The organism is Kitasatospora sp. SC0581, assembly GCF_048159585.1.
Lineage (GTDB): Bacteria > Actinomycetota > Actinomycetes > Streptomycetales > Streptomycetaceae > Kitasatospora.
In genome coordinates this window covers 126,325-145,960 of the sequence record NZ_JBLRWA010000014.1, presented here as the reverse complement: position 1 = coordinate 145,960, position 19,636 = coordinate 126,325, and the positions used below count along the sequence as shown (strand labels likewise).

Sequence of the window (19,636 nt, the reverse complement as noted above, 5' to 3'; positions counted from 1 at the left end):
TGGGCGGGGCGTCGGCCCCGCCCCCAGACCCCGCCGCCGCGGGGGGGGGGGGCGGGGGGGCGGGGGGGCGGGGGGGGGCGCGCGCCCGGCCCCCCCCCCCCCCCCCCCCCGCTTCCGCGGTGGGCGGCTCAGTGGGTGCGGTAGTACTCGGCGACGGCGGAGAACGCCTCCTTCGGGTCCCAGGGCAGGCCGGGGTAGGTGGTTCCCGTGCGGTCCTCGTAGGTCCTGACGACGCCGTAGCTGGCGAGGTCGAGGTCGTCGCGGGGGTCCCCGTCCGGGCGGTGGACGTGGTCGTAGAGGGCGAAGGTGAAGACGAAGGCGGCGTCGATGCCGCCGGCGTCGAAGGCCTCCAGCAGTTCCCGGACGTACGCGGCCTGCCCGGCCTCGTCCCGCTCGTAGACGCCGTCCAGGCGGACCGGGCCCCCGTCGGCGTACTCGACGATGTCCAGGCCGTTCGCGCCCCGGTCGCCGGCGCCGCGGAAGGTGGCGGAGCCGAACTCGGTGACGGCGACCGGCTTGCCCTGGGCGGTCAGCTCGCGGACGCCGCCGGCGAAGCGGTCGGCGGTCTCGGCGGAGCGGTACAGGTCCAGGGAGACCAGGTCGAAGGGCTCCCAGTCGACGCGCTCCAGCGGTACGGCGGCGTACGTGACGCGCCCGCTGAACCGGGCCCGGACGGCGGCCACCGCCTCGGCGAGGAACGCGTTGACCCGGCCGCTCACCGCACCGAGGTGTGCGCGCACCTGCTCGGGCCGGGCGAGCAGGGCGAGGCGCTCGCCGATGCCGGAGCCGGGCAGGAACCCCGGGTTCATCAGGCTGAGTTCGGCGCCGGTGACGAACACGACCTCGGCGCCGCGCCGCCGCAGCCGCTCGGCGCGCTCGGCGCAGTCGGTGAGGAGCGCGAGCATCGCGTCGGCGGTCAGTTCCAGCGGGTAGGGCGAGAACCAGACCTCCAGGCCCAGGTCGGCGGCGTGGCCGGCGGCGAGCTCGATCCGCTCCGGGTCGCCGCCCATGATGCGGACCGCGGTGCAGTGCAGGTCGTCCCGGATGATCCGCAGCTCACGCTCGACCGCCTCGGAGTCGAACCAGGCGCGGGAGTACGCCCCGTCCCTGATGAAGCCGGTGTCGTAGCTGATTCCCTTGGCGCGCACGTTCTTCCGCCTTTCCGGCGAGAGAGAATTTACGGTACGCCCAGTACCCTAGTTGCCGACGGCCCGGCACGGCAAGAAGGATGGGGAGGGTACGGGCGGTATCGGCGGGCGGACTGGGCGGAGCGAGGGCATGGCCGGGCAGACGCGGCGGCGCGGAGCGGCGCTGGAGGAGGCGATCCTGCACGCCGCGGTCGAGGAGCTCACCGGGGCCGGGTACGCCGGGCTGACCATGGACAAGGTCGCCGCCCGCGCGGGCACCAACAAGAACGCCATCTACCGCCGCTGGCCCAACCGGCTGGCACTCGGCATCGCCGCGTACAAGCAGCTCGCGAAGACCGCCCCGCTCCCCGACACCGGTGAACTGCGCGGCGACGCCCTGGAGTTGCTCCGCCAGGCGAACCGCCACTGGAGCTCCCCGCTGGGCGCCGTACTGCGCGAGCTGCTGGCCGCGGCCGGCGGCGCCACGGAGTTCCTGGCCCAGCTGCAGGACCAGTCCGGCGACGCCGTGGCCGCGCCCTGGCTCACCGTCCTGGGCCGCGCCGTCGCCCGCGGCGAGGCCGCCCCCGAGGCGCTGCACCCCCGGGTGGCGACGGTGGCGATGGTGCTGCTGCGCAACGAGTTCATGGCGCGCGGGGTGCCGACGGCGCCGGACGACGTCCTGGTGGAGATCGTCGACGAGGTGTACCTGCCCCTGGTGCGCGGGCGCGGCCAGGGGTGGCAGCGGGGCTAACGGCCGCGCTTCCCCTCGGTCTTCGCCGCGGTGTTCGCCTCGGCGTTCCCGCCGGCGTTCCCCGTGAGCAGTGAGTCGGCGAGCCGCTCCGCGGTGCCCGCGTCCAGTGGCCCGTGCCCGAGCAGGAAGCGGTACCAGAACACCCCGTAGACCTGGTCGGCGATGAGGTCCGGATCGGCGTCCGCGGACAGTTCGCCGCGCTCGCGTCCCCGGGTGAGGAGTTCGCGCAGCGCGGTGCGGCGGGTGGCGGTGAAGCTCCGCATCAGATCGGCGAGGTGCGGGTCGCGCGCGGCCTCGCGGGCGACGGTGCGCAGTGCGGGGGCGGTGGTGTCGCGCTGGGCCGCCTCGAAGGTGGTGCTGACGAAGGCGCGCAGGTCGGCGCGCAGGTCGCCGGTGTCGGGGCCGGACACGTCCTGGCCGGCGCGGTCGGTGAGGGCGTCGAGCAGGACGGCGCCCTTGGAGGGCCACCAGCGGTAGACGGTCTGCTTGCCGACGCCGGCCGCGCGGGCGATGGCGTCGATGGTGACGGGGGTGCCGTCGGACTCGGCGAGCAGGCGCAGCGCGGCGTCGAGGATCGCGCGGTGGGCGGCCTCGTTGCGGCGGCGCCCGGTGTGCGGGCGTGCCGCCGGGGTGCCCTCGGTGGCCTCGGTGCCCTCGGTCTCGCTCATCGTGCTCCCTCTCCTCCGGTGTGCCTCTCCCCGATTCCCCTTGACAAGACTATCAGTCTCGACAACCATCATTTCCGGAACCGACAGTCTCGACAAGTCGAAAGGCCCCACCACCATGAGCACTGCGTCAACCCCCTTCGCCGGACAGCGCGTCGTCGTGATGGGCGGCAGCTCGGGCATCGGCGAGGCCACGGCCACCGCCTTCGCCGCCGACGGCGCCGAGGTCGTGGTGACCGGCCGCGACCGCGACCGGCTGGACGCCGCCGTCGCCCGGATCGGCGGCAAGACCACCGGGCACCCGCTGGACGCGACCGACCCGGCCGCCCTCGCCGCCTTCTTCGCCACGACCGGCGTGGTCGACCACCTGGTCGTCGCGGTCAGCGGCGCGGCCGGCGCCGGCCCGTTCGCCCAGCTCGACCTGGCCGAACTCGCGGCCGGCTTCGATGCCAAGTTCTGGCCGCAGGTGCGCGTGCTCCAGGCGGCGCTGCCGCACCTGCGCGAGGACGGCTCGGTCACCCTGATCACCGCCGCCTCGGCCCGCGCCGCCTTCCCCGGCACCGCCGGACTGGCCGCCATCAACGGCGCGCTGGAGGCGATGGTGCCGCCGCTGGCCGTCGAGCTGGCCCCGCTGCGGGTCAACGCCGTCTCGCCCGGCGTGATCGACACCCCGTGGTGGGACCGCGTACCGGCCGAGCAGCGGGCCGCGCTGTTCGAGGGCCTCGCCGCCACCACCCCGGTCGGCCGGGTCGGCCGGGCGGAGGACGTCGCCCGGGCGATCCACCTGCTGGCCGCCAACGGCTTCGTCACAGGTGTGGTGCTCGACTGCACCGGCGGGGCGAACCTCCCGACCGGCCGCTGAGCCGGCCGCTGGGCCGACCACCGGGCGCGTGGTCGACTGCCCGGCGGCCGGTGGGCTCAGCCCGCGTACTGGCCGAGGATCTTCGCGAACTCGTACGGCTGCTGCGGGATGTTGGTGCACTTGGACAGCGAGCCGCCGGTGCAGGCGTTGGCGTCCCGGGTGGCGTCCCAGAAGGAGAGCATCCCGAGGTGGTTCTGCCGGGCGAAGGCCACCAACTGCTGGGCGTCGGCCTGGTTGTAGACCTGGTGGTCGTCGTTCTCGCCGATCATCGGGGTGACGCCGACCATGGCCCACAGCTGGGCGTCGGTCTTCGCCGGGTAGAGCGCCTTGAGCTGGCCGAACAGCGACTGGGCGGCCTGGACGGCGGCGTTGCCGTAGTCCGTCCCGTTCCGGTAGTAGTCCATCGCCATGATGTTGACCAGGTCGACGGCCACCCCGGCGTCCCGGGCGGACTTGACGATGGCGACGCCCTCGGAGGTCAGGCCCTCGGGCAGGACGGGCAGGGTGAAGGAGACCCTGAGGCCCGGGTGGGCCTGCTGGAGCCTGGCGAGGGCGGCCGAGCGGCGGTCGTTGGCGGCGGTGTCGGCGATGGCCGCGCCCTCGATGTCGAAGTCGACGTAGCGCAGGTTGTAGGCGCTCACCACCGCGTCGTACTCGGCGAACAGTGAGTCCACCGTGGTGCAGGCGGCGGCGAGTTCGGTGCCGGCGGCGCCGCCGAAGGAGACCTTGACGTCGCCGCCGGCCGCGCGCAGCGCGTCCACCTGGTCCTTGGCCCAGGCGGTGCGCGGGTCGTAGGCGTTGAACCAGCTGGCCTTGCAGCCGACGCCGGTGACGAAGCCCATCGTGTAGCCCTTGAGGCCGGCGGCCTTGGCCAGGTCGGGCATCGAGGGGGTCGGCCAGGCGCCCATGTCGATGAACGGGGCGACCGGGAGCGCGACGTTCGGCGCCGGGGTGCCCGGGCCGCCGGTGGGCGTGCCGGTGGGCGTGCCGGTCGGGGTGCCGGTCGGGCTCGGCGGGGTCGAACTCGGCGGCGGGGTGGTCGGGTTGCCGCCGCCCGGGCCGGTCAGGGCGATGTCGTCGGCGAGGTAGCCGCCCTGCCCGTACCAGCCGTGCAGGTACACGGTGACGCTGGTGGTGGCCGCCCCGGTGGTGAAACTGGTGGACAGCTGCTGCCAGTCGGCGCCGCCGGCGGTCCAGGTGGCCGGGTCGGTGACGCCGCTGCCGGTGGCGCCGAGGTAGACGTACCGGCCCTGCACCCAGGCGCTGAGCGTGTACGTGGTGTTGGGCTGGACGCTGACGGTCTGGCCGCACTGCGCGGTGTCGCTCGCGCCCACCGCCCCCTTGAGCGCGTACGTCCCGCTGTGCGCACCGGAGTCGACCACGCTCCCGGTGTCGGCCGAACAGCTCCACGGGCCGAGCGCGCCGCTCTCCAGCCCGCCGTTGGCGAGCAGGTTGCCGTCGGCGGCGCCGGCGTTCCCGGCGAGGACGGCCAGGCCGCCGGCGGCGAGCGCGGTGGCGGCGGCGAGGCTCAGCAGAGTGGTCCGGCGGGCGGGGCGGCGGTGCGTGGGGGCGTGCTGGGGCGCGCTGGGCATGGGGGTGCCTCTCGGGACGTGGGGGCCGCCCGCGCCGCGAGGGGGAGGCGCGGGGCGGGCGGCGGCCTGGGGTGGTCCGGGGTGGGGGAGCGCGGTGCTGAGCATCAAACTGGACTAGACCAGCTGTGCACGTCAAGCATTTCCCGGCCTCGGACGCCCCGTCAGGGACAGGTTTTAGGAACGGTTAAGACGATGCCGGGCGGCGGCCGCGGCGGGCCCGGGGATGAAGGGGCTTGACCTTGAGTGCACTCCAAGGTGAAAGCTGAAGGCGTTGATCACGCACCACCACGCGAACCACCGCGGCCACCCCACGGGAACCGCGGAAACCACGACGGGAGCACCATCATGCGCAACGCCTCGTTCGGCACCAGCGGCCCGGAGATCGGCGTCATCGGTCTCGGCTGCATGGGCATGACCTGGGCCTACACCGAGCGGGACCGGGACGACGAGAAGTCGGTCCGGGTGATCCGGCAGGCGCTGGACCTCGGCGTCGGCCTGATCGACACCGCCGACATGTACGGCCCGTACACCAACGAGGAGGTGGTCGGCGCCGCGCTGGCCGGCCCGTACCGGGAGCGCGCCTTCCTGGCCACCAAGGTGGGCATCGTGCCGGGCGGCGCGGGCCAGCAGGAGCGCAACGGCCGGCCCGAGCACGTGCGCCGCTCGATCGACGAGAGCCTGCGCCGGCTGGGCACCGACCACGTCGACCTCTACCAGCTGCACCGGGTCGACCCCCAGGTCCCGATCGAGGAGACCTGGGGCGCGTTCGCCGAGGTCGTCGCGGCGGGCAAGGCCCGGAGCATCGGCCTCTCCGAGGCGGGCGTCGAGGAGATCAAGCGGGCGCAGAGCGTGCACCCGGTGGCCTCGGTGCAGTCCGAGCTGTCGCTGTGGACCAGGGACGCGCTGGCCGAGGTGCTGCCGTACACCGAGGAGCAGGGCATCGCCTTCCTGCCGTTCTCGCCGCTCGGCCGGGGCTTCCTGACCGGCGGGATCACCTCCATCGAGGAGCTGCCCGCCGACGACTTCCGCCGCCGGCTGCCGCGCTTCCAGCACGACGCGCTGCGGGCCAACCTGGCGCTGGTCGGGAAGGTCCGGGCGGTCGCCGAGCGGATCGGCGCCACCCCGGCGCAGGTCGCGCTGGCCTGGGTGCTGGCGCAGGGCCGGTACGTCTTCCCGATCCCGGGCACCAGGACGCCGCGCTACCTGGTGGACAACGTGGGGGCGGCCGGGATCGAGCTCTCGGCGGCGGACCTGGCCGAGCTGGACGCGCTGCCGGCCGCGACCGGCGAGCGCTACTGACGGCGGCGCTGCCCCGTACCCGCGCCGTCAGCGCTCCCGCACCCACACCAGCTGCCGTCCGGTCTCGCCCGGAGCCCGGACGGCGGCCTCCGCGACCCGGTCCAGCCGGTAGCCGAGTTTGCGCGGGACGGCCGCGCTGGCGCCGTTCGCCCGGTCGCAGCGGATCTCCACCCGGGTGATCCCGGGCAGGGCCAGCGCGGCCTCGGTCAGCGCCCCGGCCGCGGCGGTGGCGATGCCCCGGCCGACGTGCCCGGCGGCGACCCAGTAGCCGATCTCCAGCGCGCCCGGGCCGATCCGCCCGTGGAGGCCGAAGGCGCCGATCACGCCGCCGGGCTCGGCGTCCAGGCCGGCCAGGTACATGAAGTCGGTGCCGGCCTCCCAGGCGGCCGCGCCGGCCCGGGTCAGCTCGGCGGTCCGGGCCCGGGAGGGGGCCTCGGCCGCCCACTCCATCCAGGGCCGCAGGTGGTCCAGGTTGGCGCGGACGGCCTGGTTCAGCGCCGCCGTGTGGCTGCTGCGGCGGCGCCGCAGCCAGAGGCCGCCGGGCAGCCGCAGCCGTTCCGGCGGCCGCCCGGCGGTCGCCTCCACCAGCGGTGGGGCGAGGCCGCAGGGCCGTGGCTGTGCTTGGCTCATGGCGGCGATTATGTCCTTGGCCGGGACCTGTCACCATCGGATATCCCTCTGGTGGCGGGCGCGCCCGGCCGCACCCCGGCGCGTCAGAGCCGGACCATCACCTCGTCGAGCTCCTTGCGCCGCAGGTCCGGCACGCGCGCCCCCTCGGCCGGGTAGCCGACCGGGATGACGTACGCGGCGCGCTCCTCCGCCGGGCGGTCGCACACCTCGTTGAGGAACTTCATCGGACTCGGGGTGTGGGTCAGCGTGGCCAGGCCGGCCTGGTGCAGCGTGGCCAGCAGCAGCCCGACCGCGATCCCCACCGACTCCTTGGTGTAGTACGGGCGCGGCGACTCGGGGCCCTTGTGCACCTCGAACACCACGATCACGGCCGGCGCGTCCTCCAGGAACGGCTTGCGCCAGTCGGTGCCGATCGGGGCGAGCGCGGCCAGCCACTCCTCGGACGCCCGGTGGCCGTAGAACTCGCGCTCCTCGGTCTCGGCCGCCTCGCGCAGCCGCCGCTTGCGCTCCGGGTCGGTGATCACCACGAACCGCCAGGGCTGGACGTGCGCGCCGCTGGGCGCGGTGGAGGCGGTCCGGACCGCCCATTCGACCACCCCGTCCGGGATAGGGCGGGTGGAGTAGTCGCGGACGGTCCGGCGCTGCGCCATCACGTCGTGGAAGGACCTGCTGCGGGCCTCGGCCTCGTGGGCGGGCACCGTCATGGGGGTGAGCGGGACGGTCGGGTGGGACGTCCCCGCCACGGCGCTGTCAGTGCTGTCAACCATGGCGCACAGCACAGCACATGACGGCCCCTCCGGGAGGGGGTTTCCGGGAAGAGGTAGAGACCAATCCCTGGAGACCGATCCCGGAGGCCAATCCCCGGAGACCGATCCCGGAGGCCAATCCCCGGAGACCGATCCCGGAGGCCAATCCCCGGAGACCGATCCCGTTCCCCGGGCCCGGCGGCCCCTACAGCTCGTGCGCCCGCCCGTCCCGGACCTCGATCCGCCGGTTCACCGCCACCGTGTCCAGCATCCGCCGGTCGTGGGTGACCAGCAGCAGGGTGCCGGTGTACGAGCCGAGCGCGGACTCCAGCTGCTCGATCGCGGGCAGGTCCAGGTGGTTGGTGGGCTCGTCCAGCACCAGCAGGTTGACCCCGCGGGCCTGCAGCAGCGCCAGCGCGGCCCGGGTGCGCTCGCCGGGGGAGAGGGTGCCGGCCGGGCGCAGCACGTGCACCGCCTTGAGGCCGAACTTGGCCAGCAGGGTGCGCACGTCCTCCGGCGCGAGCTCCGGCACGGCGGCCGCGAAGGCCTCCAGCAGCGGCTCCCCGCCGAGGAACAGCCCGCGCGCCTGGTCCACCTCGCCGACCACCACGCCGGAGCCCAGCGAGGCGCTGCCGCCGTCGAGTTCGAGCCGGCCGAGCAGGGCGGCCAGCAGCGTGGACTTGCCCGCGCCGTTGGCGCCGGTGATGGCGACCCGGTCGGCCCAGTCGATCTGCAGGTCCACCGGGCCGAAGGAGAAGTCGCCGCGCTTGGCGACGGCCGCGCGCAGGGTGGCCACCACCGAGCCGGAGCGCGGCGCGGTGGCGATCTCCATCCGCAGCTCCCACTCCTTGCGCGGCTCCTCGACCACGTCCAGCCGCTCGATCATCCGCTGGGTCTGCCGGGCCTTGGAGGCCTGCTTCTCGGTGGACTCGGTGCGCTTCGCCTTGGCGTTCTTGTCGTTGTCGCTGCTCTTGCGGCGGGCGTTGCGGACGCCGTGCTCCATCCAGTTGCGCTGCATCTGGCCCCGGGCCTCCAGCGAGGCCTTGGTGTCGGCGTACTCGTCGTACTCCTCGCGGGCGTGCCGGCGGGCCACCGCCCGCTCCTCCAGGTACGCCTCGTAGCCGCCGCCGTACAGGTTGACCTGCTGCTGGTGGAGGTCCAGCTCCAGCACCTTGGTCACGGTGCGGGCCAGGAACTCGCGGTCGTGGCTGATCAGCACGGTGCCCGTGCGCAGGCCCTTGACGAAGGACTCCAGCCGCTCCAGGCCGTCCAGGTCGAGGTCGTTGGTGGGCTCGTCGAGCAGGAAGACGTCGTAGCGGGAGAGCAGCAGCGAGGCGAGGCCGGCCCGGGCGGCCTGGCCGCCGGACAGGGCGGTCATCGGCAGGTCCAGCGAGACCTTCAGCCCGAGCGAGTCGGCGACCTCCTCGGCGCGCTCCTCCAGGTCGGCGCCGCCGAGGTCCAGCCAGCGCTCCAGGCCGACGGCGTACGCGTCGTCGGCGCCCGGCCGGCCCTCGACCAGGCCCTCGGTGGCCTCGTCCAGCGCGGCCTGCGCGGCCGCCACACCGGTGCGGCGGGCCAGGAAGTCGCGCACCGACTCGCCCTCGCGCCGCTCCGGCTCCTGCGGCAGGTGGCCGACGTTGGCGCTCGCCGGGCTCAGCCGCAGCGAGCCGCCCTCGGGGGTGTCCAGGCCGGCCAGCAGCCGCAGCAGGGTCGACTTGCCGGCGCCGTTCACGCCGACCAGGCCGATCACGTCGCCGGGGGCGACGACCAGGTCCAGGCCGGAGAAGAGGGTGCGTTCGCCGTGGCCGGCGCTGAGGTCCTTGACTACGAGTGTGGCGCTCATGATGAGCCCGATTGTAGGAGGAGCCGGGCGTCCGGCCGAAAAGACGGGGGCCGCGGCCGTCGCGGCCGCGGCCCCCGGATCACCGCTCAGCGGGTCACCGCGCCGCTCGGAAGACCTCTCGGCCTTCGTCGGAGCGGGTCACTCGGCCTTCTTCACTTGGCCTTCTTCGAGAAGTACTCGAACATGTGCTGGGCCACGTCCTCCAGGTACGGACCGGCCTCGTAGGTGTTCGCGCCGTTGCCGATGGAGGTGTCGCTGACCAGGGCGGGCTTGCCGTCCTTGGTCGCGTACCAGCCGCCGCCGCTGCTGCCGCCGGTCATGTTGCAGCCGATCAGCAGCATCGCCGGGCGGCTCGGGTCGCCGGTCTTCTTGGACGGCTTGCCGCCGTCGCAGTGCTCCAGCTCCACGCCGTCGAAGGGCTTGCCCTCCGGGAAGCCGTAGTTGCTGACGGCGCCGACCTGGTCACGCGGGGCGTTGAACCAGAGCGGGACGGAGCCGCCGACGGTCTCCTCCAGCGACTTGCCGCCCGGGCTGGGGTTGGCGACCTTCACGATGCCGAAGTCGTACTGGCTCCACGGGCCGCCCTTCTCCGGGTCGGCCTCCGCGGCCCACTGCGGCGAGACCATGCCGGAGGTGGCGGTCCACTCGCCGTACGGCTCGGCGTCCTCCAGCTTGGCCTGCTTGTTGCCGTTGCTCAGCACGCCGTTGCTGTTGAAGGCCGGGGCGAAGGTGATGTCGGTGTAGTACTTGTTGCCCTTGCCGCCGTGCAGGCAGTGGCTGGCGGTCCACACCAGGTTGCTCTTGCCGGGGTTGGCCGGGTCGGAGACGACGGTGCCGGAGCACACGTAGTCCTCGTTGCCGTCCTTGAAGAAGATCTTGCCGTTGACGTGCATGTTCTTCGGGAACGGGTGCGCCACGGGCTTGGCCGGGACCATCGCGGGCAGCTGGTCCGTGCCGCCGCCACCGCCGGGCTGGGCCGCGGTGGGCTGGGCCGTGGGCGCGGCCGAGGCGGGCGCGCTGGTGGCCGGCGCGGCGCCGGTGGGCTGCGCGGGCGGCTGGGTCCCCTCCGGGGCGGGCTGCGGCAGCGGCTTCGGCTTGGCGTCCAGCAGCTTCTGCAGGGTCCAGTAACCCTTGACCGCCGGGGTGATCACGTTGGCCTGGGCCCACTTGTCCCAGTCCTCCAGCTTCCAGGTCTTCAGCTCTTCGAGCGTCGGAAGCTTGATCGGAGCCGCGCCCGGCGTGCCGGAGGCGCCGGCCGTGACGCCGGGAGCCGCGGTCACGGCCGGGTCGGCGTTGTCGGGGCCGCACGCGGTGGCGACCACCATGGTCAGCGCGACGACGGAGGCGCCCAGGACGGCACGGCCCGGCCGGGATATCGGTGACATGAGTTCAAATCCCCCTGTTGACTACCGCCATGCGGCCCGTTCCCCGGGTGCGGCCCGACTCGGCCGCAGGCATGGCAGGTGAGGAGTCTGCCATGCGTCCGGGGGACTCCCGAATTCCGCACCGGACCGGGACGGGGCCGTCACCGGATGGGCACGGGATCGGCACCGGGGGCCCGTCGCGGGGCGGTCCCGGGGGTGCGCCCGGCGGGTCGCGCAGTGGTCCCGGCGGGCCCGGCGGCCGGTAAATCGGTTGCACGCCCCGGGCGGGCTGCCTAGCGTGGTCCGGGTCATCAGCCAGACAAGGAGAAGGCCGTTGCTCTACTGAGGTCCCGGGACACCGCCCCCGCCGCGCAGGCCCTGCTGCCGTCGCGCGGTGCGCGAGTGTGCGACCTCAGTCACGGCCCGTGGCACTCCTCTGCGTGACGCCACCCCTTCGTTCCCCCGGCCGTGCCCGGTTTCCGCACCCGCGGTGTCTCCCCGTGTTGCTCACCACCCCTTCGGCAACCACCCCGGGAGGCCTGTATGGCACACCACCCCACCACCACCGCCGTCCTCTGCACCGAGCTTTCGTTCGAGTGGCCCGACGGCAAGCCCGTCCTGGACGGCTTCCAGCTCGCCGTCGGCCCCGGCCGCACCGGCCTGATCGGGCTCAACGGCGCGGGCAAGTCCACCCTGCTGCGGCTGATCGCGGGCGAGCTCACCCCGACCGGCGGCACCGTCCGGATCGACGGCGAACTCGGCTACCTGCCACAGGGGTTGACGCTCGACACCACCCTGCGGGTGGACGAGGCGCTCGGCATCCGGGCCGCCCGCGAGGCCCTGCACGCCATCGAGTCCGGCGACACCGACCAGCGCCACTTCGACGCGGTCGGCGACGACTGGGACGTCGAGGAGCGCGCCCGCGCCACCCTCGACCGGCTCGGCCTGCACCGCCTCGGCCTCGACCGGACCACCGGCGAACTCTCCGGCGGCGAGGCCGTGCTGCTGCGGCTGGCCGCCCTGCTGCTGGCCCGCCCCGACGTCCTGCTGCTCGACGAGCCCACCAACAACCTCGACCGGGCCGCCCGCGAGCGGCTCTACGAGACGGTGGCCGGCTGGAACGGCGTGCTGCTGATCGTCAGCCACGACCGCGAGCTGCTCCGGCACGTCGACCAGATCGCCGACCTCCGGGACGGCGAAGTCACCTGGTACGGCGGCAACTTCGAGGAGTACGAACGCACCCTCGCGGCCCAGCAGGAGACGGCCGAGCGGCTGCTGCGCAACGCCGAGGCCGACGTCCGGCGCCAGAAGCGGGACTTGGCCGACGCCCGCATCCGGCTGGACCGCAGCGCCGCGTACGGCAAGAAGCGCTCGGTCACCCGCAACGACCCGCACATCTTCGCCGGGATGCTCAAGCGCAAGGGCCAGGAGACGGCCGGCCGCCTCCAGGGCATGCACACCGAGCGCCTGGAGGAGGCCAAGGCCCGGCTCGACGCGGCCGAGGAGGCCGTCCGGGACGACGCCGAGATCCGGATCGACCTGCCGCGCACCGCCGTCCCGGCCGGGCGCACCGTGCTCACCCTGGACAGGGTCCGGCTGCCCCACGGCACCACGGCCGACCTCGACCTGCGCGGGCCCGAGCGGATCGCCCTGGTCGGCCGCAACGGCGCCGGCAAGACGACGCTGCTGCGCACCATCGCGGGCGAACTCGCCCCGCCGGCGGGAGAGGTCATCACCCCGGTGCCGCTGCGGCACCTCCCGCAGCGGCTCGACCTGCTGGACGAGGAGCGCTCCGTCGTGGAGAACGTCAAGCTGTTCGCCCCCGCAGCCGGGGACAACGCGGTCCGCGCCCGGCTCGCCCGCTTCCTGTTCCGCGGCGCCCGGGCCGACCAGCCCGCCGCCACCCTCTCCGGCGGCGAGCGGTTCCGGGCGACGCTGGCCGCCCTGCTGCTGGCCGACCCGCCGCCGCAGCTGCTGCTGCTCGACGAGCCGACCAACAACCTGGACCTCGCCAGCGTCCGCCAGCTCACCCAGGCGCTGTCCGCGTACCGGGGCGCGCTGATCGTGGCCAGCCACGACCTGCCGTTCCTGCGCGGCCTGGGCCTCACCCGGTGGCTGGAGCTGGACGGCGAACTGCGGACGGTGGGGCCGATGTAGCGCCTACTGCTGCTCCTACCGTTGCTGCTCCTGGTCGTTCTCGGCGTTCCCCTGGTCGCCGTGGTCGCCCTGGCTGCTCTGGTTGCCTTGGGCGTCCTCGGTGAGCATCCGGCGGGCCGTGCTCAGGGCCGAGTCCCTGAGCGCGGCCAGCTCGTCCGGGGTGAACACCGGCGTGCGGACGTTCGGCGGGATGCCCGGGCCGTCGAAGGTACTGCCGTTCCTGGTCAGGTACTTCTCGTTCGGCAGGACGGCCATGAAGTCCGGCGAGAGCGACTTGATCATGATGTCGGAGAAGACGCCCTGGGTGTTCTCGCCGACCCGGAGCACCCGCGGGGAGCGGCCCGTCATGGCCTGGGTGAAGGTCTCCGCGGCGCTGGTGGAGATCGAGGAGGTGAGCACCGCCACCGGTCCGGTGAAGTGCCCGCCCGCCGACGGCCGTACGGTGATCGGCTCGGGCCGGGTGAACTTCGTCGGGTCGGCCGGGTCGTTGCGCGCCACCTTCCGGTAGGCGACGTACGGGCGGTCGGTGAGCCGGGCGGCGATGTGCAGCCCGAGCGCGTCCGAGCCGCCGCCGTTCAGCCGCACGTCGACGACCAGGCCGGTGGGCCGGTCCGGGCCGGCCAGCACGGCGTCCAGCGCCCGGTCCAGCTCGTCGACCTGGCTCCGGAAGTCGCCGTCGGTGTAGCCGTCGAAGCTGCTCACCCGGAGGTAGCCGAGGCCGTCCGGGAGCCGGCCCACGCCGAGCCGGCCGCCGGCGAACTGCTGCTCCGGGCCGGTGAGCTGGGCGGCCGAGGCCTGCAGGGCCCGCGCGGTCAGTTCCGGGGTCTGCACCGTCGAATCCGGCCGCTGCCCGCCGAAGACCTCCTTGGCGTGCCCGTCGACCACCCGGGCCAGCCCGGTGTGCGCGTCGCCGAGCGGGCGGAGCATGTCCGTGAAGACGTCCTGCAGCCGGTCGGCGGTCGTCGCCGGAGTGATCGTGGGCCGCTTCTCGTCCCGGACGGCGTGCCAGTCGATGCCCTTGGCGGCGAAGAACGGGTAGTTCTCCTCGAAGTCCTCCCAGAACCGGTCGAAGACCGCGAGCGGGTCGTTCGGAGCCGGCCGCGCGCACAGCGACGGCAGGGCGTCCAGGCGGGTGAGCGACTTGGTGCCGACCCCGCTCTCCTCGCGTTCCACGGCCCGGTTCCGGCCCTTGGGGGTGAGCGTCATGGCGAGGTTGCCCACGGTGTAGCGGGTGGTGCCGTCCGGCCCGGGCTCCGAGGCCTGCGTCCCGGTGACCCACCCGGGCAGGCAGCTGTGCGCGGTCACGTCGTAGGTGGTGACCCGGCCCCCGGAGACCGCGATCAGCAGGCCGTAGCCCTCCGTCCGCCAGACCCCCTCCAGCGGGTTCCCCCGCCCTTCCTGCGCCGCGGCCGCCCCCGGTGCCGCCAGCCCCACCGCCGTCGCGAGGGCCACCACCGCGGCCGCGGTCCGGCCGACGCCGCTTCCGGTCCTGCTGCGCGCCGTTCCCGTCGTGAGCCCTGTTCCCGTCCTGCGCGCCGTTCCCGCCGTGCGTGTCATCCCTGACCTGCGTGCCATTCCTGACCTGCGTGTCATCTCCGGCCTCCGCCGAAACCCCGGTCTCCCCCGCGGAACCCCTCCGCCACCGCTCCCCGTCGACGCTACGGCCGGCCCCACCGCCCGGGCGTCATCCGACGAGCCGCACCCGCTTCCTCCTCCGGGCGCACCGGCTTCCTTCTCCGGGCCGACCCGGAGCCGGGCGCAATGGTCCTCGGCGGTCTCGACAGCGACCGTTTTGACTGCGGGTGAAAAACCGCCGTCCGCGGCCCCAACTACCCGTCGCTCCAGTACCATCGGCGGCATGCCTGCGCTCACCATCGAGTACACGGAGCACGAGCTCGCCGCGATCCGCGAGGCCGCCGCCGCGGACGGCAAGACCGTGAAGGCCTACGTCCACGACCTGAGCGTGCGCGAGCAGCAGCGCCGGGTCTTCGTGGACCACGCGGTGGCGTTCTGGAAGGCGCACCGGGCCGAGTTCGACGCCGCGTTCCCCGAGGACGCGCCCGCTGCGTGAGCGACGGGGGAGCGTGAACTCCCGGGGCTATGCCTGCGGCGTCGACCGCAGCCTTCCCGCGATCCGCGTCCCGAGCCGGTCCAGCCCGACGACGAGTGCGGCGAGCGCCACGAACTCGACGGTCAGCAGGGCTATCTGGCCCCAGACGTAGCCGTAGCCCTTGGTGGTCGGGTCGAAGAAGAAGTACGGGTAGGGCATCGGGTAGTCGTCGAACAGCGCGTTGCGGGCGAGCACGATCGCCGCGTAGCCGAGCGGGAAGCCCAGCCAGAGCGGGATGTCCTTCCAGGCCGAGGCGTTGCGCGGCTTGAGCACCAGCCAGTCGGCGATCACCATCACCGGCGTCACGTAGTGCAGGAAGAACGACGACCAGTGCGCCAGCTTGTCCGGCCCGCTGACCAGCCCGGGCAGCGGGTTGGCGCCGTGTTCGAGCAGGATGTGCGAGACCAGCCCGGTGATCAGGATGTACAGCGTGGCGGCGCCGCGCAGCCGGGGCGCGGGCGCGTCCACGGTGCCGCGCTTGAGCATCCAGTACACCGCGCCGATGAAGTAGCCGAACACGATCACGTTGCTCTGCACGGTGAAGTAGACCAGCGGCGCGGTCCCGAGGGTCAGGCCGAGGCCCGCCGAGAGCACGATGCCCATGCGCCACCAGAGCGCGGGTCGGGTCCGGACTGTCATGCGGCCACCAGTTCGTTCCAGGCGATACGGGAGGTATCGGACGTCGAGGGGGAAACCCGCACTCTACTCGCTGGTACCGATCGGATGGAATCCACGTTCGAGACGTTCGGGCGTACCGGGGGCACGGGTGATGGTCGCGGCCGATCCTGAGCAGGCGTCAGCCCGGCAGCACGAAGCCCGACTCGTACGCCGCGATGACCGCCTGGGTGCGGTCCCGCGCGCCCAGCTTGGCCAGCACGCTGCCGACGTGCGTCTTCACCGTCTCCTGGCTCACCACCAGCTGCCGCGCGATCTCGCCGTTGTTGAGCCCGGTGGCCATCAGCCGCAGCACCTGCCCCTCCCGCTCGGTCAGCCGCCCGATCGGCCCCCGGTCGCCCGACCCGGCCTCCCGGCGCCGGTCCGCGCCGTGGCGCAGCGCGAGGTCGCGGACGGCCGCCGGGAACAGCAGCGAGTCGCCGCGCGCGACCAGCCGCACCGCCTGCACCATCTCCTCCGCCCGGGCCCGCTTCAGCAGGAACCCGGCGGCGCCCGCGCGCAGCGCGTCGTACACGTGGTCGTCGTGCTCGAAGGTGGTGACCACCAGGATGCGCGGCGGCGGGGCCATCCCGTTGACCAGCTGTTCGGTGGCCCGGATGCCGTCGATGCCGGGCATCCGGACGTCCATCAGCACCACGTCCGGGCGCAGTTCGCGCACCAGCGGGACGACCTCGGCCCCGTCGGCGGCCTCGCCGACCACGGTGAGGTCCGGTTCGCTGTCGATCACCACCCGCAGGCCCAGGCGGACCAGCCGCTCGTCGTCCGCGATCACCACCCGGATGCCGTCGGCGCCCTGCGGCGCACCCTCGTCCACGGCGTCGTACCCCATCTCGTTCATGTCCTCGCTCACGTCGTTCCTCCCACCGGCAGCCAGACGGCCAGCCGCCACGTCGTTCCGTCCCCGTCCGGCCCCGCCGCGCTGCCGCCGTGCAGGGCCGCCGCCCGCTCGCCGATCCCGCGCAGCCCGCGCCCGCCGCCGGGGCGGCTCGGCCGGGCAGGGCCGAGCGGATTGGTCAGGTCGATCTCCAGTCGGCCGTCGGCGAGCCGGACCCGCAGCCCGGCCGGGGCGGGCCCGGCGTGGCGCAGCACGTTGGTCAGGCCCTCCTGCACGATCCGGTACGCCTCGCGGGAGACCGGCTCGGGCAGGCCGGCCAGCCCGGGCGCCAGCTCGGCGTCCACCGCCACCCCGGCGCGGCCGAGCTGGCGCAGCAGGTCGTCCAGCCCGGCGAGGGTGGGCCCGGCGGGTCCGGCGGCCTCCGGGTCCTCCTCGCGCAACAGCCCCAGGACGGCGTCGAGTTCGGCGACGGCCGCCCGGGCGGTCTCCTCGATCGCCGCGAGCGCCTCGGCGGCGAAGTCCGGGTTGCTGCGCAGCACCCGGGCGGCGGCCGAGGCCTGGATGCCGACGGCGCTGAGCGCGTGGCCGACCGAGTCGTGCAGCTCGCGGGCCAGCCGGTTGCGCTGGGCGAGCACGGTGGCTCGGCGCTCGGCGGCGGCCACCCGCTCCTCCGGGGTCGGGCCGAGCAGGGCGGGCGCCCAGCGGGCGAGCAGCGCGCCGCAGACGGCGTTGGTGCCGACGATCAGCAGCAGAACGCCGAGGCCGAGGACCGGGCCGGTGACCAGCCAGCCGGGGAAGTGCCGCTCCCACATCCGGACGAACTCCCTGGCCCCCGCGAAGCCGCAGACCAGCACCACCGCGAACGGGGTGCCCGCCAGCGTCATCCCGGCGACCACCCCGCCGAACAGGACGTGCAGCACGTACCAGAGCGCGGTGCGCCACCGGGCGCCCCAGGAGCGGGCCGGCCCGGTGGCCAGCTCCTCCGGCCGGGCCGCCGAGCACAGCGCCCGCGCCGCCGCGCCCTCCAGCCCCCGCACCATCGGCACCAGCGCGGTGACGGCGGCCATCGGCAGCGAGGTGAGCAACGACAGGACGTAGAGCAGCAGTTGGCGTCCGGGCGGCTGGTTCGGGTTGAGCGCCCCGTACAGCACCACCGACAGCATCCAGTACGGCATCAGCAGCGCGCCGCCCAGCACCAGGTGCACCCAGCGCAGCCGGGCCCGCCGGCCGACCGACGCGCCCGCCGCACGCCGCAGGCGGACGCCCACCGCTCCCGTACGCCGCAGCCGCATGCCCACCCCCGTGATCACCCGCGCGACTCTACGGCAGCGGCGCGCCGGAGGGTGCCGCGTTCGGTGAGCGCGACCGCCCCGACCGCCAGGACCAGCACCGCGGCCACCACCTGGGCACCCTGGACCAGGGGGGTCAGCCCGGGGACGGCCGTCCGCAGCTCGGTCACCCGGGTCGTCGTCGCCCCGAAGGCCACCAACTGCCAGGCGCCCCAGCCGAACAGCGAACCGGCCGCCGTCCAGACCGCCAGCAGCGGCCCGAGCAGCCGGCGCCCCGGACGGAACCGGAAGACCAGGACCAGCAGCGCCGCCGCCGCGGCCACCGCCATCACCGCCGTCACCCCGTTCATCACCGCCACGCCCCGGGACCGGCCGTCCACCAGGTCCTGCGGCACTCCGGCGGTGCCGCCGAACGCCCAGTAGACCCGGGCCGCCGCGACACCCGCGGCGAGCAGCGCGGCGACGCAGGCGAGGACGCGCTGCACGGTCAGGGTGGGGGAGTCCGGCAGGTCGCCGATCCGTTCCCGCAGCAGCCCGGCCCAGCGCCGGCGGGCGTACAGCACGAAGGCGGTGATCAGCGCGAGGCCCTGGACGGCGAAGCCGCCGTACACGACGGGGAAGACCCAGCCGCCGAGGCCCTTGTCGTCCGGGTCGGCGCTCTCCGGCCCCAGGACCAGGAGGCTCAGCAGGTACAGCGGCAGCGCGACCAGGATCGTGCCGAGCAGACCGGTCGCCACCCACATCGGGAACGCCACCAGCCCGGCCGGCGCCCGCCGCCCCCACGGCCGGACGAACGCCAGCGCCAGGGCCACGGCGATCGCGTCCATGCCGAAGGTCAGCAGGTTCACCAGCCACAGCCGGTCCATCTCGCCGGGATCGCCCGCCCCCACCGGATGCCCGGTCAGCCACAGCAGCTTCAGCGTCAGGTACGGCCCGGTCGCCGCCACCGCCGTCCACGCCGCCCCGGCCCGCACCATGTGCTCGTTGGTCCTCATGCCCCCACGGTCCCGCCGGGCCGGGCGCCGGGGCCTCCGCCCGGGGCGCGATCCCGCTCCCCCTGGCGGGGGATCTCGGCGGGCGGGGGCTCCTCCGGGGGTTCCTCCGGGGGGTCCTCTCCGGGCGGCGGGCTCCGGCCTCAGGCCATCCGGTGGATCACCCGGTCCTCCTCGTCGGTGCGGCCGTCCGGGTCGGCGACCAGCCCGAGCCGCTCGGCGAGCCGGCGCGAGGGCAGGTTGTCCGCGTGGATCAGGGCGACCACCGGGACGCCGGGGTGGCGTGGCAGTGCCTCCGCCATCGCCGCCCGGGCCGCCTCCGCCGCGTACCCGAGGCCCCAGGCGGACGGCCGGAACCGGTAGTAGAGGTTGAACACCCGTTCCCCGTCCAGGGTGTGCAGGTAGAGCCCGGCGAACCCGATCACCGTCCCCGGGTCCTCCCGGGTGGCGACGGCGCAGTACCCCACCCCGTCCCGCACCCAGTCGGCGACGAACCCGTCCAGCATCTCCCGCGCCTGGACGAGCTCCCGCTGCGGCCCGTGCGGGTTGTACCGGTTGGTCTCCGGATCCCCGTGGATCGCGAACACCGCCCCCACGTCCCCCTCCCGCGGCCGCGTCAGTACCAGCCGCTCGGAGACGGCGACGACGGTGCGGGCGGTCGGGTCGGTACGGTCGGTGGTGGTGGTGCTCATGGTGCTC

General features: G+C 74.3%; 18 protein-coding genes. 5 read left to right on the top strand and 13 right to left on the bottom strand.

Going from position 1 to position 19,636, the window contains the following annotated elements:
• Positions 1-128 precede the first annotated feature (128 nt).
• Positions 129-1,148 carry a hypothetical protein gene (locus tag ACLWS4_RS22150; protein WP_416875001.1) on the bottom strand — a complete coding sequence of 340 codons (1,020 nt, stop codon included), beginning with the start codon at positions 1,146-1,148 and terminating at the stop codon, positions 129-131.
• Positions 1,149-1,278: 130 nt separating this feature from the next.
• Between ACLWS4_RS22150 and ACLWS4_RS22145 the strand changes: the two genes are divergently transcribed.
• Entirely contained in the window at positions 1,279-1,878 is a 600-nt protein-coding gene (locus ACLWS4_RS22145) for a TetR/AcrR family transcriptional regulator (RefSeq protein ID WP_416875000.1), read from the top strand.
• Here ACLWS4_RS22145 and ACLWS4_RS22140 read toward each other — a convergent pair.
• Complete coding sequence (locus tag ACLWS4_RS22140; RefSeq protein WP_416874999.1) at positions 1,875-2,546, bottom strand: TetR/AcrR family transcriptional regulator; 672 nt, start codon at positions 2,544-2,546, stop codon at positions 1,875-1,877. The two genes, ACLWS4_RS22145 and ACLWS4_RS22140, sit on opposite strands and share 4 nt — an antisense overlap.
• A gap of 115 nt (positions 2,547-2,661) precedes the next feature.
• On the opposite strand from ACLWS4_RS22140, the gene ACLWS4_RS22135 reads away from it, so the two are divergent.
• Positions 2,662-3,405, top strand: coding sequence for an SDR family oxidoreductase (locus ACLWS4_RS22135; RefSeq protein ID WP_049651400.1), 744 nt, complete (start codon positions 2,662-2,664; stop codon positions 3,403-3,405).
• Between the two features lie 56 nt (positions 3,406-3,461).
• On the opposite strand, the gene ACLWS4_RS22130 is transcribed toward ACLWS4_RS22135, so the two are convergent.
• Positions 3,462-4,997: a carbohydrate binding domain-containing protein gene (locus tag ACLWS4_RS22130; RefSeq protein WP_416874998.1), complete on the bottom strand. Its 1,536-nt coding sequence runs from the start codon at positions 4,995-4,997 to the stop codon at positions 3,462-3,464.
• A gap of 345 nt (positions 4,998-5,342) precedes the next feature.
• Between ACLWS4_RS22130 and ACLWS4_RS22125 the strand changes: the two genes are divergently transcribed.
• Positions 5,343-6,296, top strand: coding sequence for an aldo/keto reductase (locus tag ACLWS4_RS22125; RefSeq protein WP_049658731.1), 954 nt, complete (start codon positions 5,343-5,345; stop codon positions 6,294-6,296).
• Between the two features lie 27 nt (positions 6,297-6,323).
• On the opposite strand, the gene ACLWS4_RS22120 is transcribed toward ACLWS4_RS22125, so the two are convergent.
• From ACLWS4_RS22120 to ACLWS4_RS22105, 4 genes are all read right to left on the bottom strand, one after another.
• Positions 6,324-6,926 carry a GNAT family N-acetyltransferase gene (locus ACLWS4_RS22120; protein WP_117487287.1) on the bottom strand — a complete coding sequence of 201 codons (603 nt, stop codon included), beginning with the start codon at positions 6,924-6,926 and terminating at the stop codon, positions 6,324-6,326.
• Between the two features lie 83 nt (positions 6,927-7,009).
• Positions 7,010-7,693 (bottom strand): nitroreductase family protein, encoded by a 684-nt coding sequence (locus tag ACLWS4_RS22115; protein WP_049658730.1) that lies wholly within the window; start codon positions 7,691-7,693, stop codon positions 7,010-7,012.
• Positions 7,694-7,877: 184 nt separating this feature from the next.
• Entirely contained in the window at positions 7,878-9,515 is a 1,638-nt protein-coding gene (locus ACLWS4_RS22110) for an ABC-F family ATP-binding cassette domain-containing protein (RefSeq protein ID WP_074002235.1), read from the bottom strand.
• 152 nt (positions 9,516-9,667) lie between these two features.
• Positions 9,668-10,900: a hypothetical protein gene (locus ACLWS4_RS22105; RefSeq protein WP_380780107.1), complete on the bottom strand. Its 1,233-nt coding sequence runs from the start codon at positions 10,898-10,900 to the stop codon at positions 9,668-9,670.
• Between the two features lie 522 nt (positions 10,901-11,422).
• Between ACLWS4_RS22105 and ACLWS4_RS22100 the strand changes: the two genes are divergently transcribed.
• The gene (locus tag ACLWS4_RS22100; RefSeq protein WP_416874997.1) at positions 11,423-13,036 is read left to right on the top strand and encodes an ABC-F family ATP-binding cassette domain-containing protein; all 1,614 of its coding nucleotides are present in this window, start codon (positions 11,423-11,425) and stop codon (positions 13,034-13,036) included.
• 15 nt (positions 13,037-13,051) lie between these two features.
• Here the strand turns inward: ACLWS4_RS22100 and ACLWS4_RS22095 are convergent, their stop codons facing one another.
• A complete protein-coding gene (locus tag ACLWS4_RS22095) occupies positions 13,052-14,491 on the bottom strand; it encodes a S41 family peptidase (protein ID WP_416874996.1) in 1,440 nt (479 codons plus the stop codon).
• Positions 14,492-14,894: 403 nt separating this feature from the next.
• On the opposite strand from ACLWS4_RS22095, the gene ACLWS4_RS22090 reads away from it, so the two are divergent.
• Positions 14,895-15,107, top strand: coding sequence for a hypothetical protein (locus ACLWS4_RS22090; protein ID WP_074002239.1), 213 nt, complete (start codon positions 14,895-14,897; stop codon positions 15,105-15,107).
• Between the two features lie 27 nt (positions 15,108-15,134).
• Here the strand turns inward: ACLWS4_RS22090 and ACLWS4_RS22085 are convergent, their stop codons facing one another.
• The 5 genes from ACLWS4_RS22085 to ACLWS4_RS22065 form a co-directional block, all read right to left on the bottom strand.
• Positions 15,135-15,785 carry a Pr6Pr family membrane protein gene (locus ACLWS4_RS22085; protein ID WP_074002240.1) on the bottom strand — a complete coding sequence of 217 codons (651 nt, stop codon included), beginning with the start codon at positions 15,783-15,785 and terminating at the stop codon, positions 15,135-15,137.
• A 157-nt stretch (positions 15,786-15,942) separates the two neighbouring features.
• Complete coding sequence (locus tag ACLWS4_RS22080) at positions 15,943-16,650, bottom strand: response regulator transcription factor (protein WP_049658284.1); 708 nt, start codon at positions 16,648-16,650, stop codon at positions 15,943-15,945.
• A 17-nt stretch (positions 16,651-16,667) separates the two neighbouring features.
• On the bottom strand, positions 16,668-17,966 hold the full coding sequence (locus ACLWS4_RS22075) for a sensor histidine kinase (RefSeq protein ID WP_416874995.1): 1,299 nt from the start codon (positions 17,964-17,966) through the stop codon (positions 16,668-16,670).
• Entirely contained in the window at positions 17,963-18,940 is a 978-nt protein-coding gene (locus ACLWS4_RS22070) for a hypothetical protein (protein WP_416874994.1), read from the bottom strand. Before ACLWS4_RS22070 ends, ACLWS4_RS22075 begins: the two co-directional genes overlap by 4 nt.
• Before the next feature lie 140 nt (positions 18,941-19,080).
• Entirely contained in the window at positions 19,081-19,629 is a 549-nt protein-coding gene (locus ACLWS4_RS22065) for a GNAT family N-acetyltransferase (protein WP_416874993.1), read from the bottom strand.
• Positions 19,630-19,636: the final 7 nt, after the last annotated feature.

Excerpts from the sequence above, each read along its gene's own strand:
- ACLWS4_RS22135 (WP_049651400.1), top strand. The coding sequence starts at position 2,662 with ATGAGCACTGCGTCAACCCCCTTCGCCGGACAGCGCGTCGTCGTGATG.
- ACLWS4_RS22090 (WP_074002239.1), top strand. The coding sequence starts at position 14,895 with ATGCCTGCGCTCACCATCGAGTACACGGAGCACGAGCTCGCCGCGATC.
- ACLWS4_RS22130 (WP_416874998.1), bottom strand. The coding sequence starts at position 4,997 with ATGCCCAGCGCGCCCCAGCACGCCCCCACGCACCGCCGCCCCGCCCGC.
- ACLWS4_RS22100 (WP_416874997.1), top strand. The coding sequence starts at position 11,423 with ATGGCACACCACCCCACCACCACCGCCGTCCTCTGCACCGAGCTTTCG.
- ACLWS4_RS22125 (WP_049658731.1), top strand. The coding sequence starts at position 5,343 with ATGCGCAACGCCTCGTTCGGCACCAGCGGCCCGGAGATCGGCGTCATC.
- ACLWS4_RS22105 (WP_380780107.1), bottom strand. The coding sequence starts at position 10,900 with ATGTCACCGATATCCCGGCCGGGCCGTGCCGTCCTGGGCGCCTCCGTC.
- ACLWS4_RS22065 (WP_416874993.1), bottom strand. The coding sequence starts at position 19,629 with ATGAGCACCACCACCACCGACCGTACCGACCCGACCGCCCGCACCGTC.
- ACLWS4_RS22070 (WP_416874994.1), bottom strand. The coding sequence starts at position 18,940 with ATGAGGACCAACGAGCACATGGTGCGGGCCGGGGCGGCGTGGACGGCG.
- ACLWS4_RS22140 (WP_416874999.1), bottom strand. The coding sequence starts at position 2,546 with ATGAGCGAGACCGAGGGCACCGAGGCCACCGAGGGCACCCCGGCGGCA.
- ACLWS4_RS22145 (WP_416875000.1), top strand. The coding sequence starts at position 1,279 with ATGGCCGGGCAGACGCGGCGGCGCGGAGCGGCGCTGGAGGAGGCGATC.
- ACLWS4_RS22110 (WP_074002235.1), bottom strand. The coding sequence starts at position 9,515 with ATGAGCGCCACACTCGTAGTCAAGGACCTCAGCGCCGGCCACGGCGAA.
- ACLWS4_RS22115 (WP_049658730.1), bottom strand. The coding sequence starts at position 7,693 with ATGGTTGACAGCACTGACAGCGCCGTGGCGGGGACGTCCCACCCGACC.
- ACLWS4_RS22120 (WP_117487287.1), bottom strand. The coding sequence starts at position 6,926 with ATGAGCCAAGCACAGCCACGGCCCTGCGGCCTCGCCCCACCGCTGGTG.
- ACLWS4_RS22080 (WP_049658284.1), bottom strand. The coding sequence starts at position 16,650 with ATGGGGTACGACGCCGTGGACGAGGGTGCGCCGCAGGGCGCCGACGGC.
- ACLWS4_RS22085 (WP_074002240.1), bottom strand. The coding sequence starts at position 15,785 with ATGACAGTCCGGACCCGACCCGCGCTCTGGTGGCGCATGGGCATCGTG.